Source organism: Alishewanella sp. HL-SH05 (assembly GCF_052655985.1).
Window position 1 is genome coordinate 2,318,613 of the sequence record NZ_CP199753.1, and the last position, 15,641, is coordinate 2,334,253.

The window sequence follows — 15,641 nt, forward strand, 5'->3', positions numbered from 1 at the left end:
TCCTTTGGTTAAATGAACCAGGCCATATCAACACAGAAAATAATTCACGCTACAAAACTAGCAGCGTTGACTGGTAATGCTTCTGTTGCCGAAACCGCAGTTTGGTTTTTGATGAAAACTGAACAAAAAAGAGTAATAACGATGGTTGGAATATTAATTAGTATCGGCGTTTTTATGCTTATCATGGCCGGCGTAATCTTATGGGTTACCTATCGCTTAGCATGTCATCAGGTATCTGATAACAATAAAAGCTAAAGTAAGGCTTGATTGCAGCGGATTAGCTGTTGGCAACTTGTATTGATAGTCAGACTTTAAGTTTTTCGCGAAGGTCTCTTTTTTTAGCAACGCGTAACGCCATATATAGGGTAAAACCGATTGCGGTAAAACCGACAATTAAAGCCACAATGCCGTAAATCTGCATATTTTTTACTCCATCTGAGAACATATAATAAATCTAGCATGTTATTCATAAAAATGGCCATGCTAGGGGTGGTTCAATTGGTGTTCTTAGCTATGTGGATACTCAGCCAGACAGTTATGCCACTTCCTGGCGTTTATTGACCCGTGCAGTGGCATTATCACAATACCAGGGTTTATTTCGCAGGGAGGATGGTGTTATCTATCATGCTATTTGGCACAAACTCCACCACCTCACCTATCCCACAGTTAAAGTACTCACATAGCTTATCCAGAGTATCGGTGCCAGTAACATAACCGCGCTGATTGACCATACGGGTAAGCGTTTGCCGGCTAATGCCACTCTCTTCACTTAACTCTTTAAACGTCACCCGACGGTTTTCAACAAAACACTTCTCAGCCAACAGTTCACGCACTTTGTAACGCAACATACTTTCTCTCCTCTGAATGATTCCTGAGCAGACTATCGCAGGATCGCAATCGCGCAACAAAACGATCTGAAACCACTTCCCCCGCTTTCCTTTCTGAATTTGTACCTATTCCAGCTTTGTGGCGTCAATTTGTATCTCGGTTAGCCTCATCACAGGTGGCGATAAGTCGTCACTGCACATGGCGTTAGTGCGGTCTTTTTATCGGTTTGCCTCAGCTGCGAGGTTTGTGGCGAGAAATAAAAAGCGCGGTAACGTGAAATCAGTATCGCGAGGGTGCGGTACCTAACAAGAGGAAAACACAATGAGTGCAACACGTACTTATTTAACAACCGAGCAATTAGCAGAGCGCATTCACTACGATGTTTGCTCTATCCGTAACACGCTGCTGGATTCCTACCTGATTGAGGGGCGTCACTATATCCGGCCTTTTGGACGGCGCAAGCTGCTGTTTATCTGGGAAGCCATTGAAGCCGATTGGTTAAGTTCTACCCATGACAGTATCGGAATGATGGTGGAGTATCCGGAGGTGGCTAATGGGTAAGATTTCAGTCCGCCGGGAAACCGCCCGCCTCTACTACGATTTTATGTATCAGGGGCGTCGTTGCCGCGAGCAAACCACGTTACTTGATAATAAAGGTAACCGTAAAAAACTGGAAAAACACCTGCAACAAATTGAGGCCGAAATTCAAACCGGTACCTTTAATTATGCGAAGCATTTTCCTAATAGCAGTTACCTGAGTACTTTGGCTGAGCTCGATACTGAAGCACTGGTTGCTCAAGCTGCAATTACTGCAACCCGCATCCCGCTTTTTGCTGAATTTGTGGAAGAGTGGTATCAGGAAAACGTGATCCAGTGGCGCCAGTCATACCGCATCAGTATTCGTGGCTCAGTTGATAAATACTATCTGCCTGCATTTGGTGCGCAAACTGTCGGCGACATCACCCGTGCTGATTTATTGAAATTCCGGTCTACACTCGCGAAAGTCCCAGGCCGGAGCAATAAAGAAGCGTTATCGAATAATCGTATTAACAAAATCATGGATCCGTTAAGGCGGATTTTTGATGAAGCCGCCGACCGCTATAACTTTAACACGCCTTTTACGCGCATTAAACCGCTAAAGGTACCCAAGAGTGACGTGCAGCCATTCTCGTTGGATGAAGTGAATCTTATCCTGGAGAAGTGCCGCTCTGACTATCGCAACTATTATATCGTCCGCTTTTTTACCGGGATGCGCACGGGTGAAGTCGATGGCCTGAAATGGCGTTATGTCGACTTTAATCGTGGTCTCATCCTGGTAAGGGAAACCATCGTCGCCGGTGAAGATGATTACACCAAAAACGACTTTTCTCAGCGGGATATCAAAATGATTGGTCCGGTAATGGAGGCACTGCGTCGTCAATACCGAGCTACCAGTAATTTTTCTGAATACGTGTTTTGTAATCGTGAAGGCAAACCGCTTGAACATAACAATGTCACCAAGCGCGTCTGGTATCCGATGCTGTTACGCCTGGGGCTTGAAAAGCGCCGCCCCTACCAAACCCGCCATACGGCAGCCACTCTGTGGTTAGCCGCTGGTGAATCGCCAGAATGGATTGCCCGGCAAATGGGCCATTCAACCACAGAAATGCTGTTTAAAACCTATTCGCGTTTTGTGCCCAACCTGACACGCAATGACGGCTCAGCGTTTGAACAGTTATTAACGTCAACCTTAGGTGCAGCCCTGTAATCGAGGATACCAACATGTTAAAAATTGAAAATACCCCAGCCTACCGGGCTCATAAAGCGGAAAAAGAACTTGCAGAGAAAATCAATAAAATGACGCACTCTCTGATCTACCTTTTAAAAATTAACCGCTTCGACGTCGGGTTAGTATTACTTATCGGCAAGGACGGCGATCGCAACAATGAAGCCGCAGTAAAGTCATGGGTCACGGATAAACTCTGCTGCCCTAGCTGTATGCGCCAGGATGATGCCAGAACACTGTCGAATGATTTGCGCAAAGCGCTGCTTGCGCAAGCAGACGACATCTATAATTAATGCAAAATTAGCCGCCGCATCACATGTGGCGGCTACATAACCCTATCCATACGCAAGGAAAGCAATATGCTTAACAATTATGAGATTGCAATGCTGCTAACAATCGCTGCATCCTTTATCTATATGATGATACGGCTTTTTCGGGCATTTGAGCTGGAAAAAAGAGAAAAAGCCAAGCAGGAAAAACAGCAACAACAACCAGATAAAAACGAATGATGTCGTCCTATCCATGCTACACATTTTTTAGGTTATGAATATTTCGGCCTTATGTTGCTTGCTGCACTCTCGTTATTGCTGATATAAATTAAAGTTGTTGCTACAGACCGGGACCAGGAAACTGGGGTAGCAATGCCGGAGCAACGCTCCCCCAGCCCGTGAGCGGGATAAAAAGGCTTCCCGGAAGCCAAATACAGCTAAGAGAGTTGGATCTTTAACGAACTTGCATAGATCGAATTGCGATTATAAACATTTAAGTGTGACACATCACATCAAAACCCTTTTAAGGCAAGTACATGCATAAAAATGTTAATTGTTCAGAAGTGCAAATCGAGCATGAGCTAAACATTTTCTTTAATAATAATAAAGCTCAGTTAGATGAATTGCTTGATACGCCAATCCCGAGGCTAGATGGTCAATGCCCCCGAGACCTACTTTTCACTGAGGAAAATCGCAGAGAGCTGTTAACTGTTCTTCAAGAGATGAAGTTTGGAGATATGGCCTGATTTGACTGCTTTGAGCGAAAAGCAGAAATTTCTCTCCGCATCATAGTACTCATGCGAAAGTATGCTTTGCTTGATAGAGCGGACATTAACGCCTGAAGTTGGACGGACTTTTAACCGCAAAATGGCATGTGTCTCAACCACAGTGTCCAGCATCCATTCGTCGAGTTGATTGTCACTCGGATCGTGCTTCTCAGTAAGGCAAGCTAACTTTTTACTACAACAATCATCTTCAAAGCGATCTGCTTCTATTGATTTCCGTAGATCACGCAATTAAGTTGGATTGACAATGTTAGGGGGCGCTAATTTGTCCTTGCTCTGTAGATTAAATATGACTATTCATATCGACATAAGCTCAATGCAATTTGAAAGTTTTGCTTTTTGAGCTTAGAGTGATATTTTTAATAAGTTTCTAATTTACTGGTTGGCTCAACTTGTTTTAAAAACACGGCGCGCTGGTGCGACTGTTTCATAATGAGCGAGTCCTACAGGCAAATCAGTTGCTGGATTGTTTCTGAATTTGATTTTGGTTTTCCATCTAAATTATCGGCCCTACCCTTTTTATATCAATCGGAGCCTCCTGAGCATTAAATGAAGTCACTTATCTCTGTTCCCAAATTTTCATTACGCAGTTGGTTAATGTCATTATGGCTACCGTTAGGGTTATTAGTTATTGGCTACTTTGTGGCAACATCCATGGTAGATCAGCAACAACAAACCCAAGCAAAGCGAATTAGTGATGCGGTTACTGTCAGGTTAAATCTAATTGCAGAAGGGGTTCAGGAAAAGGTCACGCTGTATCAATATGGTTTGCGCGGCACCCGTGGTGCAGTAATGTCGCTATCCCCTGAGCATTTTGATTACAACGATATGCAGGCCTATACGCAAGTGCGAGACTATAAAAGGGAGTTTCCAGGGGCTCGTGGTTTTGGTTTAATCATCAAAGTTGAACCAAACCAAACTGCGGCATTTCTAGACCGGATGGCTGCCGAGCGACCAAGCTACAACTTCCAAATCAGGCAGCTTACGCCACACCAAGATAGCCTTTTTGTGATCACCTATATTGAACCTGAGCAAAATAACCGAGAGGCCGTGGGGCTTGATATTGGTTCCGAAGCAATGCGCCGCAAGGCAGCATTAGATGCGGCGTTCAATAACGATGTGAGGTTAACAGCGCCCATTACCTTAGTACAAGCAAATGAGCGAGCTCAACAGGGTTTTTTAATATTAATGCCGGTATATAAAACAACAACCGTGCCACAAGATAGTCGGCAACGGCTTGAACATTTATTTGGCTGGAGTTACGCCCCAATCCTGATTAACGAAGTCCTTAAATCAGTTGCAGGTCTGGAAAACGATGTCTTTCTGCAAATCAGTGACATTACCGAACAAACGCCAATCGAGTTCTTCAGCCAAGAAGTGAAAGACACTTACGACGCTGCTCTACAACATAAATTAAATCTCTCTGTATTTGGCCGCCAATGGCAGCTGTCGCTTACGCCAACCAATCGCTTTATTAATGAACTGCAACTGCGCTCTGGCACCAGCTTATTTTTTGAAGTAATGGCAGTCAGTACCATCCTGGCCTTTGGCGTGTATCTACTGCAACTTATGTTAATGCGCAGAAGTCAGTTAATCCGTCATAAGCAGGAGCTGGCAAGTATTGCAGAGCAAACTTTACTAAAAGCGAATGCTGAGCTTGAACAGCAGGTCGCACTGCGAACGGCGGAGATTTCACGTGTTAATATCTTGCAGCGCAGTATTCTTAGCAGCGCGGGCTACGCCATTATCGCTACCGATGAAGAAGGCATTATTACGGCCTTTAATCCAGCAGCAGAAAAACTCTTAGGCTATCGCGCAGAGGAGGTCCTTTTCCAACAAACCCCGTCTATTTTTCATCTGCCCGCAGAAGTGGAGCACCATGCCGCTAAGCTGACCACTGAGCTCGGTAGCAACATCGCGGTCGGTTTTGAAACCTTTGTAGCGAAAGCGCGTCTGGGGCAAACGGATAATGCGCGCTGGACCTACCTGACAAAAACCGGTGAACAGGTGCAAGTAAAACTAAATGTCAGTGCACTAAAAGATGAGCAAGGTCAGCTAGCAGGCTTTCTTGCTATCGCGTTTGATTTAACTAAACAACTTAAATACGAAGCGGAACTGGCACAAGCAAAAGAACAAGCTGAGTCTGCTAATAAAGCAAAATCTGAGTTTTTGGCAAATATGAGCCACGAGATCCGCACGCCGATGAATGGAGTTCTGGGATTATTACAATTGGTAGCCAACAGCACGCTGGATCAACGCCAGGCCGACTATATAGAAAAAGCCTATAGTGCAGCTAAGTCTTTGCTTACCTTGTTAAATGATATTCTGGATTTCTCAAAAATTGAAGCCGGTAAGTTGGAGCTAGACCCGCATCCATTTAGTTTGACGGATTTGCTGCAGGATATCGGCCTTGTTTTTTCATCTAGCGCAGAGCAAAAAGGATTGGAAGTGCTATACGATGTCACAGAGGATGTGCCTGAGCATTTGTTAGGTGATAGTTTCCGTATTAAACAAGTCCTAATAAATCTGGTCGGCAATGCCATAAAATTTACTGATAAGGGTGAAATACTCATCTCAATTAGGTCTCAATCACTGCCAGAGGGCGAGATTAACTTGTCTTTCAGTATTAAAGATACTGGGATCGGTATCACGCTGGAGCAACAGAACGCTCTTTTTTCCGGTTTTCAACAAGCAGATTCTTCAATAAGTCGTCGCTATGGCGGGACAGGTTTAGGTTTAGCCATCAGTAAGCGCTTGGTGAATTTGATGGGTGGTGAAATCGGCGTAGAGAGTGAATTTGGTTGTGGAAGTACCTTTAGCTTTAACGTCGTCGTACGCAATGCGGAGAAGAGGGCGATCCAAAACTCTCAAACGTTTACTCGTAGTAATGAAAAGTTGAGCGTGTTGATTGTCGATGACAACGACAGTGCGCGAATAATTTTACAAGGTATTGCGGTCTCGTTGGGATGGCAGGCAAAGATTGCGTCCGATGCGCAAGAGGCGTCACTATTAGTCAAGCAAGCCCACCACGATAGTACTCGCTATGATGTCGTTTTCGTAGACTGGCGTATGCCGGGTATAGATGGCCTAACCTTTGCTCGCGAGCTACGGGAATTGCATAGTAGCGTGGTTTCACTGATTGTAATGATTACCGCTCATGGAAAAGAACTGCTCCATGAGCACAATAACGATTATGAGCGCTATCTGGATGGATTTTTAATTAAACCTGTTACAAAAAATATGATGTTACAGGCAGTAGAGAGTGTTGTTTTTGGCGATCTCGACCTGTCGCTCCCGACCTCCCCCCTCCCGCACGAGCTGCCATTGCAGGGAATATCCTTACTGCTGGTAGAAGATAATTTGACGAACCAGCTGGTTGCCAGTGAGTTACTGCAGCAACTAGGGGCGACCATCAAAATTGCTAGCAGCGGTGAGGAAGCGTTAGAGATGCTGGAAAGTACGGCAGAGCACTTTGATATGGTACTGATGGACATACAAATGCCGGGAATGGATGGCTATCAAACCACTCGTGAGATTAGAAAGCTACCTAGACATCAGTTGCTGCCGATTATTGCTATGACAGCGCACGTCATGTCTGATGATATAGCCGCTTGCCTGGCAGCAGGTATGCAAGACCACATCGCAAAACCCTTTGATCTTAACGAGTTGACGACCAAAATTCTCAGCCATCACAAAACAGAAAAAGCACCTCACGTCAAACAAGTTAATAAATCAAACCTTAATTTTGATCAGGCAGCGTTAGCGTTCTGCCAGCAGCATCATATTGAACTCGAAGCTGCTGTTCAGCGCCTTGGTTATTCCCTGACGATTTATGTCAATGTATTAAAGCAATTTGAGCAGGACCTTAGGCAAGCATTACAACAACTAGAGGATAAAACACTTACCCGTCGTAATGCACGATTGTTGTTTCATAGTTTAAAAGGTGCTGCAGGCACACTTGGCTTTAGCAATCTGGCAAAGCTTACTGCCCGCTTGGAAGATGAGCTGCGTGAGCACAGTGATGACGGTTATCAGGTAGATAACAACGTTCTGGATATACTGAAGTTAACTCTTAACACCGCTACAGACTTGGTGAAATTATTACAAGTGGAACAGCAAATAGCTACCGCACAAGCCCCTGTTAGCCGGACGGAACAGGCAGCTCAGTTAATGACGCTAAAGCAACATCTCAATCTTGCCAACATGGCAGCGTTGCCACTTTATCAGCAATTGGCACCGTCACTGCAGGCTCAAACACCTGAACTAAATAAAGAGCTTGAAGAGGCTCTAGTCAACTTGGCTTTTGAGCAAGCAGTCGTGATAGTTCATAAAATGTTAAGTCAATTCAAAGAGTAGTTTATATGTCAGCTGACACTATACCAAATGTGGCTATCAGCCAATTCCCTGCAACCATTTTAGTTGTCGATGATCAACCTATTAATATTCAGATTGTCTTTCAGGTTTTAGGCAACGAGTACAATATTCTGATGGCCACAAGCGGCAAACAGGCAATAAAAGTTTGCCACGACAGTCGGCCTGATCTCATTTTGTTAGATGTAGTAATGCCTGAGCAGGATGGATTAGAAACATGCAGGCAATTAAAAGCCGATAAACAACTGGCAGATATCCCGGTCATATTCGTCACAGGCTTGCAGCATCAAACGGATGAAGATGCCTGCTGGGATGCAGGTGGCGTCGATTTTATTCAAAAGCCATTTAATACAAATACATTACGTAACCGGGTAAAGGCTCACTTAACCCTGAAAAGACAAGCTGACTTACTGCGTTCTCTCGCTTATCTGGATGGGTTAACCGGTATTTATAACCGCCGCTATTTTGATAACGTTTTATCAATCCAACTTGCCCAACATAGACGTAAACAGAGTCCTCTTGCAGTATTGATGATTGATATCGACTACTTTAAGAAATATAACGATACGTTTGGCCACTTAGCAGGAGATGATGCTTTACGTAAAGTGGCCAGTGCCCTAAAGCATAGCGGGCGACAGGCTGACATGGTCGCCCGCTATGGAGGTGAAGAATTTGTAGTGTTGCTAGCCGATACCGATATAAATGGCGCAGTAAGCGTGGCAAAAAAGATGCTGCATCATGTATTGGAATTAGATATCGCACACCCCCAAACTCCCGCCACTAAACTGAGCATCAGTGTTGGCATTGCCGTCGCCGATGAAGCGAAAGGCTACGATAGTAATATTATAGAACTGGCAGACCAGCAGCTGTATTTAAGTAAACAACGTGGTCGTAATACCTATTCGGTTGTACTAGCGTGAGGTCTGGCAAACCTATTACCAAAAAATTACTATCTATGAGTGATTAATTTTAAACTCTGTTGTTACCATGATTTTTACAGCATAATATTGAAACCGGCCAAGATAATTTACACCGAATACTGGGACCATAACCCGCTGCGCTGCTCATCGCCCTTACACTAACGTTCTGCTAACGACTAATAGCGGACTTTAATACCTGCACATTGTAATATCCGCTTCTGGCACAATCCAGTCAATCACTCACTCGTTTTTAGCCCTACTTCGGTAAGCTTCTTTGATGCGGCTCCGGCCTTTATTATTGGTTACCAGGAGCCATACCCTGCGCCGTAGGCTAAAGCCATTGCCGAATAAAGAAGTCGCACCGTGGGTGAACAACTTGTCAATATGAATTGATTATGTTGATTAAAAATCAAAATCTATCTCAATTTGAACAAATTCAAATGACTTCAGAGTGTAGATGTTTTTAAACTTATCAAACTCCAGAGTATAGTTTCCCATAGAGTTTCTATGCTTTTCGCTCTCATTAATAATTTTGAACAAAAGCGATTTATCAACAAAGCATTTTTTTGAAACATACGCATTGCTATTCAATAATTTAAATTTCATTGTAACGGCATACAACCCAGGAGGAATAATATGAAATGTTTCAAAATTCGCCATACCATTGAGCTCAACATGTGATGAAGTTAAAATTTCTTTATTGAAAATCGCATTGTTAATAACGGGGACATCATAACTTTCACCGAAAATTTCCAGTGAGCCTTCAACGCGCTTTTTATTAATTACAGAGACTAAATCTGGCAGGTTTTCAATTTTTGAGTTGATTTCAGCATGATCACCAGGTGATTCAATAATAGTCCGCTCTAAATCTTTAACAGCAACAGTCGCACTATCGATGGCACATTTAACGTGTTTTTTTAATGCATCAACAATGTCATTGCCATCATTTTTTAAATCCATTTCACCTAAAACACCCTCACTTATCAACAAAAAACAATCTATTGAAAATGAATCAGAATTTAAATAGCTCTCAAAAACCACCTTAAACTTATTAAAACTAAAATTTCTTAACGCAACCTTAACAAGCTCAACTTTCTTCTCTAATTCTATAATTGACCGCCTATACCCTGAAACTAAGTATTTATTACCTGTTCCGGGATAAAAAGATGCTGTACCAATTAGAATTTTGCTCATGTTTATTCTCCGTTAATGTTCTTTACCCCCTCATTTTAAACCAATATGTATTAGTCATGTTTTCACAGACCTACCTAAAAACAGGGGTCTGTGCATGTTATTTTTTGGAAAATTCTCTCTTGAAAAATCACGAACAATGAAAACAATTACTATATATATCAATTACATGAACGATGCCCCATAGCTCATAATCAACATTTTTCTGATTTTTCTCGAAAATAACGGTTCTACCACGACGAACCACCCTGCCCGTTTTAGCTATTGCCTCACCTGAGACCTGCGCGCTAATACCAAATCTTTCGGCAGTCGTGATAACGTCATTTAATGCAACACCCTCATAAATATATCGACTACCAGTAAAACCCGCCTTCAACAATAGAATAAATTTTTTAAAATCATCTGATTGCTGACTACACATTCTTAATAAGTCAATAATCTTTCTATTATGCAAAGCTTTAAAAATTTTCTTATGCAGCCGCTTATCTTCTTCTATTTTGATGTTTTTATTATTTAAACTAACAAATGGAAAGCTTGTGAAAGATTGAGAGCCTAATAAAAAATCAACAACATCTAAATTCTCATCAGTTTTTCCTGACATGATTTTTCGCAAGCTGTGAACAATATTCAACCAACCATCAAATATTTCATTGGATAACGTTCTTGTTTTATCAGACAAACTGCTATTTTCTCGCTGAACTGTAACCAGTTGTGGTAGATCATCAGTTTTAGAAATCAATTTCTGTACAGCAGATAGCGCTAACGTATTTTTTGACCGGTCTAAAAATTTTCGTGCTGAATAATTGTTCAAATCTGCGAGTTTTAGCACCTCAATAAGTTCATGTTTTGAATACAAATTTGTCATCTGATACTCATATGCAATCCATTCGAGGACATGACTATATCGATTTAGGGTGGTTCGTGGTGTTGTATGCCCCGCTGCTAACGCAATCGTGTGCAAAAATTTATTCTGAAACGCATTCGCTCCTGCCGTTCTGTGCAACCAACGTCTTCGAAAATCATGAGGCGGTTGTCGTAACCAGGTAGCTGATAAATTGTATAATTTTCCGGCGTCACGAACCAATCCGGCTAAAACCAATTGGCTAATAAATGTATGACGACAGTCGTATAATCGGAATGCAGGGTTATTAGTCGAAAGCTTCAGCGCCTCCAGCACACGATTTACACGCGTTAACAGTTCTCTGTCACCGACAGGAAATAACCGAGCTCTGTCGGCCGGATCCATTTTCTCTGAAAGGCTATTTAACGAATTCAAAATCGCTATTTCATTCTCGTTAATGAGTAAATCGATTGGAATTCGTCTATTACCTGCGGGGGTTTTAACCCGGTAATACTGATTTGTCAGAACTGCGATTAGATTGTTTCTGAAATCGAGATCCACACGCAGCATGTAAAAAATTTCGCGACGTCGAAGACCGAATCTAGCTGCCAATATTAAGATCCCCGTCTGAATCAGGCGTTCAGGATCAGATGCAAATGGGTCGTTGGCTAATAATTCAATAGCTAGCTTATAATCCTGCTCAGAACAGAGCTCTGAGACACGAAAATTATCGATTTTGGTGCTGATCCCAAGCTCAGCCCAATCTATCTCGGGTAGATAAACCCACCTAGCCACTGTCCCATGAAAATCTCTAAGAATGTCTAAGTGGCGAGCCTCTGTTTTTAGATCACGATTGTCGAAAATCGATTGATAAATTTCTAAAATCTCGTCTGAGTCATAATCAAAAAATGGCTGTTCACCTACCAGATCGAGTAATGGCCTACAAATTTTGCTGAAATAAGTCTCGATCGTCCTGAAACTGATATTTGCCCGTCCTACTCCCGGCCGTTTTCCAACATCGCACATAAAAATTAGCACGGCGACAGCGATATCTGATAGCCCATCGGATGAGTCAATTAAGTTGTTCACGTCATCAGTTTTGGCGCTAACCTGCTCCTGCCACATCTCCGGGATCACCTGTTTAAATGGTGTTTCGATTTTTTCCAATCGCGAAAATTTTTCTTTGACTCGCGATAAAAATGTGCTGAAAAATTGAAATTCCTCTTTTAAATTATAACCTTGGGCCACAGATCTGACTTTTGTAGATACCCTTGTAGCGGGTTTATCAAACACGATCGCAACAGGAATGACATCAGGGGTAAACAGTCGTACCAATGCAGGGAGCGACATTGGCGATGTAGAAAATTCCCCTAACCGATATGCTCTGATACAGGCGGGTTCGTTGTGATCAATGTAGTAGGTTGCAATCTGCTCACAGAACTCTGTAAATGTCGGCTGTTCACTATCCAGCTCAACGCCTCTCTCTGTTAAACATTGCTGTACCAGCTTAAAAAACTGTGTTTCGTTAAAATTTGCCGTACGCCATTTAGGACTAGCACGCGTGATCAGAGCAACGGTCATAGGGTCACAGATCTGCAGTTTCGAAGTCGTTACGTCGCTATAATGAAAAAACACCATGTCCGGCAAAGCATTCAGGCCGCGCTGTAACGATTTAATAAACGCGCGTGACTCATATACTCGAACATTGTTGATAACAAGACTCAAAACGATGTGATATAGACCAATTTGTGTTCCATTTTGTACTACCTGAAATAACTGCGTTTTTAACGCATTGATTATTTTCATGATGTATTTCTGTTTCGCGAACAGATCTGTGGGTAGCACAACCAGGCGCTCAGAAATCATCCCTCGCCAATACTGCAAATTAGGTAATTGTTGTTGCATGAGATATTTTTCATGCATCCTTAAGAGAATTTTTTGACAAGCCGCTCTTTCCAAGCCGTTTGTCAGTTCAGCTATAGCCCCCTCGATTTTTTCAAACACATCATCAGAGTTGCAACCAGGATCAGTCTGAAAAACCATATATTGCTGGCGGCACCATTTCACACGTTGTCTAAGAGTCATAGATTCCGGTGTCAGATACGCTGGAAAATATAGCGCTCCCGATACCGATGTTTTTATGGTTTTAAGCCCACGGGTTTCCAAATGTTCTGGCAACTGAATTTGCAGAGGAGCTAAAGCTGCCTCTACAAATGGTCTAGCCCGCACAATATCATTCCAGGTCATTGCAGACAGAACATTCATAGGATGCTCCCCTTCGCTGATATGTCCCATAAACCATTGGCTGTAATCATGAGCATCTACTGTAGTGAGCCTCGAGCACAGGCGGTGTCTGAATGCATTCAGAGGTAAATCAAAACCGAAACTCTCCAAAAATGCCTTTACCTGTTTGGCACTGACAGGTCGAATGCCCTCATCTGATATGAGCGTGAAAAATGGTTCGTCGAGGCCATCACGATAAAAAAATTTATGTCGTAGGTGTGTCGCTAGCAACGGAGACCCTAATTTATCAGCCAAGCGACGAGACGTTTTGGCAAAAACGTCAAATAGTTTCAGCATAAGCTGAGGTAGCGGTAACAGACGGACAGCCGCTTCTTCAAAGCAGATTTTATCTGCCAGCAATAACAGTCCATTTTCAAAATCAATATGGGTAGGCTCAAACTGGAATTCATCTCGTGTTCTGTGCCCAGTACACGCCAGGCAAACCAGCACACCAAAACAACTGAGCTGGTTATAGTAATCAATAGCGCCTTTCTCGCTACCTAGTGCTGCGTCTCTTAATTTCATTAGATGCTGATATATTTCAGAAAACATGGCTGCCAGGGCTGTATCGTCCAGTGCCAATTCACTGCCGGTATAACCCATGGGAGAAAAGTCCTGAGAAGCCACATCGAAGCCTAACTCGACTAGGATATCCCTGTAGGAGTTAGCCAGTGACTCGGATGACATTGATTTGTAATATAGCGGCGTGGGTACACAATACTCTGTATTAGCTAACAAAAGTGCGGCATACCCCGGATCATGACGTTTGGCAATGAAATCGAATAGGGTTGCCCGGATCTGCTGCTGGGTATAACGACGAGGAAATATTGCAAAAATGTCTCGAATAAGTGTGAGGGTGTCATCCTTCGTTGTTTTTGCCTGCGCCTTTATCATGACAAACGTGCATTTATCAGTAGTCATCACAGAGCGTATTGCCGCTATCAGAGCCTCGGGTATTGGTAATTCACAATTTTCCGTATGAGGATGCAGAAATGGGCTAGTAGGTGCCGAAATTGCACTGGGCATTTTGACACTTAAACGCCGCCAGGCTTTAGCTGACAAATTGATGTCGGCAACTTGATCACCCGCCACTGAAATGGTCAGTTTTTCCAGGCTTTCGGCATTTTGGGATAGCAAAAACATAAGCAGCAGTTCAATAGCCGCAACTCGAGTGGGTAATCTTTTATGAAGTAGCGCTACTAAAATCTGCTCAATAAAATGTTTTCGCTCCACTTCATCTAAGACAGATGCGCGTAAATTTAAATGTAAACGTTCATAAACTAACAGACGGCTCCCAGTTAACGCGACAGACTGCAATCCGTCATGGCTCAGTGGATGGTCAGCTGAAGCGGTGACCTCAATTGTCTCCTCTATATCCGGGTCTTCATCTAACGCAGTCGTTTTTTCGTTTGCAATTGAAACGCGTAACGCAATAGATGCACTCTTTATCGTTGATGGTTCAGCAATAAACAGCTTTACAGGATGCGTTCTAGGAGGCTTAATTACGGATTTTGAGGCTAATTGTTCAGTTTTTTGATTTTCACTCGTTGCGACTGCGTTTATCCCGGGATGGTTTTTCGTTGTACTGCTGAAGACATCATTTTCAATCCAGCCCAAGAAATTTAACTGAATTTCTTTTAACCGTGTTTGGGATTTTAACAGGCCTGAAACGAAATTTTTTTTATTGTGGTACAGTTCATTGCTCGAGGCGTTACGATTTTTAAGGCTCTGAAATATAACTCTCACTTCTGTCGCTATATTAAATGCGGTTTTTAAATTGCTCGCTTCCTGTGTTAGACAGAGTGTTATGCAGTAGAGTCGCAGAACGATGAAAATATCGAGATAGACCCCCATCAGTTCACTGCGGTCAAATAGTAATAATGCTCCGAGCGGGTATTTGGTAACTTTGAAGTTTACTGGAATGGTATTGTCATCACATTGCCGTAGAATCGTTTCAAGCTCTGAAATATACTGCTTTAGATCATCAAAACTATGCGTATCGTTAAACCATGAAAAAGTTGCTTCTGCATACAAGAGGTCTGCAGCGATAATTGTGATAACGCGTTTAAGATAGATATTGTCAGGTGTAAGATTAAGTTTATCAATAAACGCCTGATACCGATGAGGAGAAGTTCCTTGCTCTTTTGCATATCCATTAATCGCCAAATCTATTGCGCCATCCATAAAAATTCACCTGCACATCAAGAACTTCAATAATATAAAAAAATTTTAATGAGACATATTTTATCAAGATAGATAAGATTTTTTAATTTTCCAGTCTTATAAAGATTTTTATTTTATTGTTGATATATAGATCTAAATTCTGAAAACTTGTCAGTAAGAGCACAAACAACTCTGTGATTGAGTTTGCTGAGGTATCCCCAGAAA

Annotated in this window: 10 protein-coding genes; 7 read left to right on the forward strand and 3 right to left on the reverse strand. The window is 42.6% G+C overall.

Annotated elements, in window-relative coordinates:
- Positions 1-12 precede the first annotated feature (12 nt).
- Positions 13-255 (forward strand): hypothetical protein, encoded by a 243-nt coding sequence (locus ACUJFL_RS10600; RefSeq protein WP_445427437.1) that lies wholly within the window; start codon positions 13-15, stop codon positions 253-255.
- A gap of 338 nt (positions 256-593) precedes the next feature.
- On the opposite strand, the gene ACUJFL_RS10605 is transcribed toward ACUJFL_RS10600, so the two are convergent.
- The gene (locus tag ACUJFL_RS10605; protein WP_445427438.1) at positions 594-848 is read right to left on the reverse strand and encodes a helix-turn-helix domain-containing protein; all 255 of its coding nucleotides are present in this window, start codon (positions 846-848) and stop codon (positions 594-596) included.
- 301 nt (positions 849-1,149) lie between these two features.
- Between ACUJFL_RS10605 and ACUJFL_RS10610 the strand changes: the two genes are divergently transcribed.
- The 6 genes from ACUJFL_RS10610 (at position 1,150) to ACUJFL_RS10635 (ending at position 8,938) form a co-directional block, all read left to right on the forward strand.
- Positions 1,150-1,389 carry a hypothetical protein gene (locus ACUJFL_RS10610; RefSeq protein WP_445427439.1) on the forward strand — a complete coding sequence of 80 codons (240 nt, stop codon included), beginning with the start codon at positions 1,150-1,152 and terminating at the stop codon, positions 1,387-1,389.
- Complete coding sequence (locus tag ACUJFL_RS10615; RefSeq protein ID WP_445427440.1) at positions 1,382-2,575, forward strand: Arm DNA-binding domain-containing protein; 1,194 nt, start codon at positions 1,382-1,384, stop codon at positions 2,573-2,575. The genes ACUJFL_RS10610 and ACUJFL_RS10615 overlap by 8 nt, the downstream gene beginning before the upstream one ends.
- Positions 2,576-2,589: 14 nt before the next feature.
- On the forward strand, positions 2,590-2,886 hold the full coding sequence (locus ACUJFL_RS10620) for a hypothetical protein (protein WP_445427441.1): 297 nt from the start codon (positions 2,590-2,592) through the stop codon (positions 2,884-2,886).
- Between the two features lie 66 nt (positions 2,887-2,952).
- Positions 2,953-3,102 carry a hypothetical protein gene (locus ACUJFL_RS10625; RefSeq protein WP_445427442.1) on the forward strand — a complete coding sequence of 50 codons (150 nt, stop codon included), beginning with the start codon at positions 2,953-2,955 and terminating at the stop codon, positions 3,100-3,102.
- A 1,094-nt stretch (positions 3,103-4,196) separates the two neighbouring features.
- Positions 4,197-8,003: a CHASE domain-containing protein gene (locus ACUJFL_RS10630; RefSeq protein WP_445427443.1), complete on the forward strand. Its 3,807-nt coding sequence runs from the start codon at positions 4,197-4,199 to the stop codon at positions 8,001-8,003.
- A gap of 5 nt (positions 8,004-8,008) precedes the next feature.
- Positions 8,009-8,938: a diguanylate cyclase gene (locus ACUJFL_RS10635; RefSeq protein ID WP_445427444.1), complete on the forward strand. Its 930-nt coding sequence runs from the start codon at positions 8,009-8,011 to the stop codon at positions 8,936-8,938.
- Positions 8,939-9,340: 402 nt separating this feature from the next.
- Here the strand turns inward: ACUJFL_RS10635 and ACUJFL_RS10640 are convergent, their stop codons facing one another.
- Positions 9,341-10,132, reverse strand: a complete 792-nt coding sequence (locus ACUJFL_RS10640) for a hypothetical protein (RefSeq protein WP_445427445.1) — start codon at positions 10,130-10,132, stop codon at positions 9,341-9,343.
- 127 nt (positions 10,133-10,259) lie between these two features.
- Positions 10,260-15,437 carry a hypothetical protein gene (locus ACUJFL_RS10645; RefSeq protein WP_445427446.1) on the reverse strand — a complete coding sequence of 1,726 codons (5,178 nt, stop codon included), beginning with the start codon at positions 15,435-15,437 and terminating at the stop codon, positions 10,260-10,262.
- Between the last annotated feature and the right edge of the window lie 204 nt (positions 15,438-15,641).

Excerpts from the sequence above, each read along its gene's own strand:
- ACUJFL_RS10600 (WP_445427437.1), top strand. The coding sequence starts at position 13 with ATGAACCAGGCCATATCAACACAGAAAATAATTCACGCTACAAAACTA.
- ACUJFL_RS10605 (WP_445427438.1), bottom strand. The coding sequence starts at position 848 with ATGTTGCGTTACAAAGTGCGTGAACTGTTGGCTGAGAAGTGTTTTGTT.
- ACUJFL_RS10610 (WP_445427439.1), top strand. The coding sequence starts at position 1,150 with ATGAGTGCAACACGTACTTATTTAACAACCGAGCAATTAGCAGAGCGC.
- ACUJFL_RS10615 (WP_445427440.1), top strand. The coding sequence starts at position 1,382 with ATGGGTAAGATTTCAGTCCGCCGGGAAACCGCCCGCCTCTACTACGAT.
- ACUJFL_RS10620 (WP_445427441.1), top strand. The coding sequence starts at position 2,590 with ATGTTAAAAATTGAAAATACCCCAGCCTACCGGGCTCATAAAGCGGAA.
- ACUJFL_RS10625 (WP_445427442.1), top strand. The coding sequence starts at position 2,953 with ATGCTTAACAATTATGAGATTGCAATGCTGCTAACAATCGCTGCATCC.
- ACUJFL_RS10630 (WP_445427443.1), top strand. The coding sequence starts at position 4,197 with ATGAAGTCACTTATCTCTGTTCCCAAATTTTCATTACGCAGTTGGTTA.
- ACUJFL_RS10635 (WP_445427444.1), top strand. The coding sequence starts at position 8,009 with ATGTCAGCTGACACTATACCAAATGTGGCTATCAGCCAATTCCCTGCA.
- ACUJFL_RS10640 (WP_445427445.1), bottom strand. The coding sequence starts at position 10,132 with ATGAGCAAAATTCTAATTGGTACAGCATCTTTTTATCCCGGAACAGGT.
- ACUJFL_RS10645 (WP_445427446.1), bottom strand. The coding sequence starts at position 15,437 with ATGGATGGCGCAATAGATTTGGCGATTAATGGATATGCAAAAGAGCAA.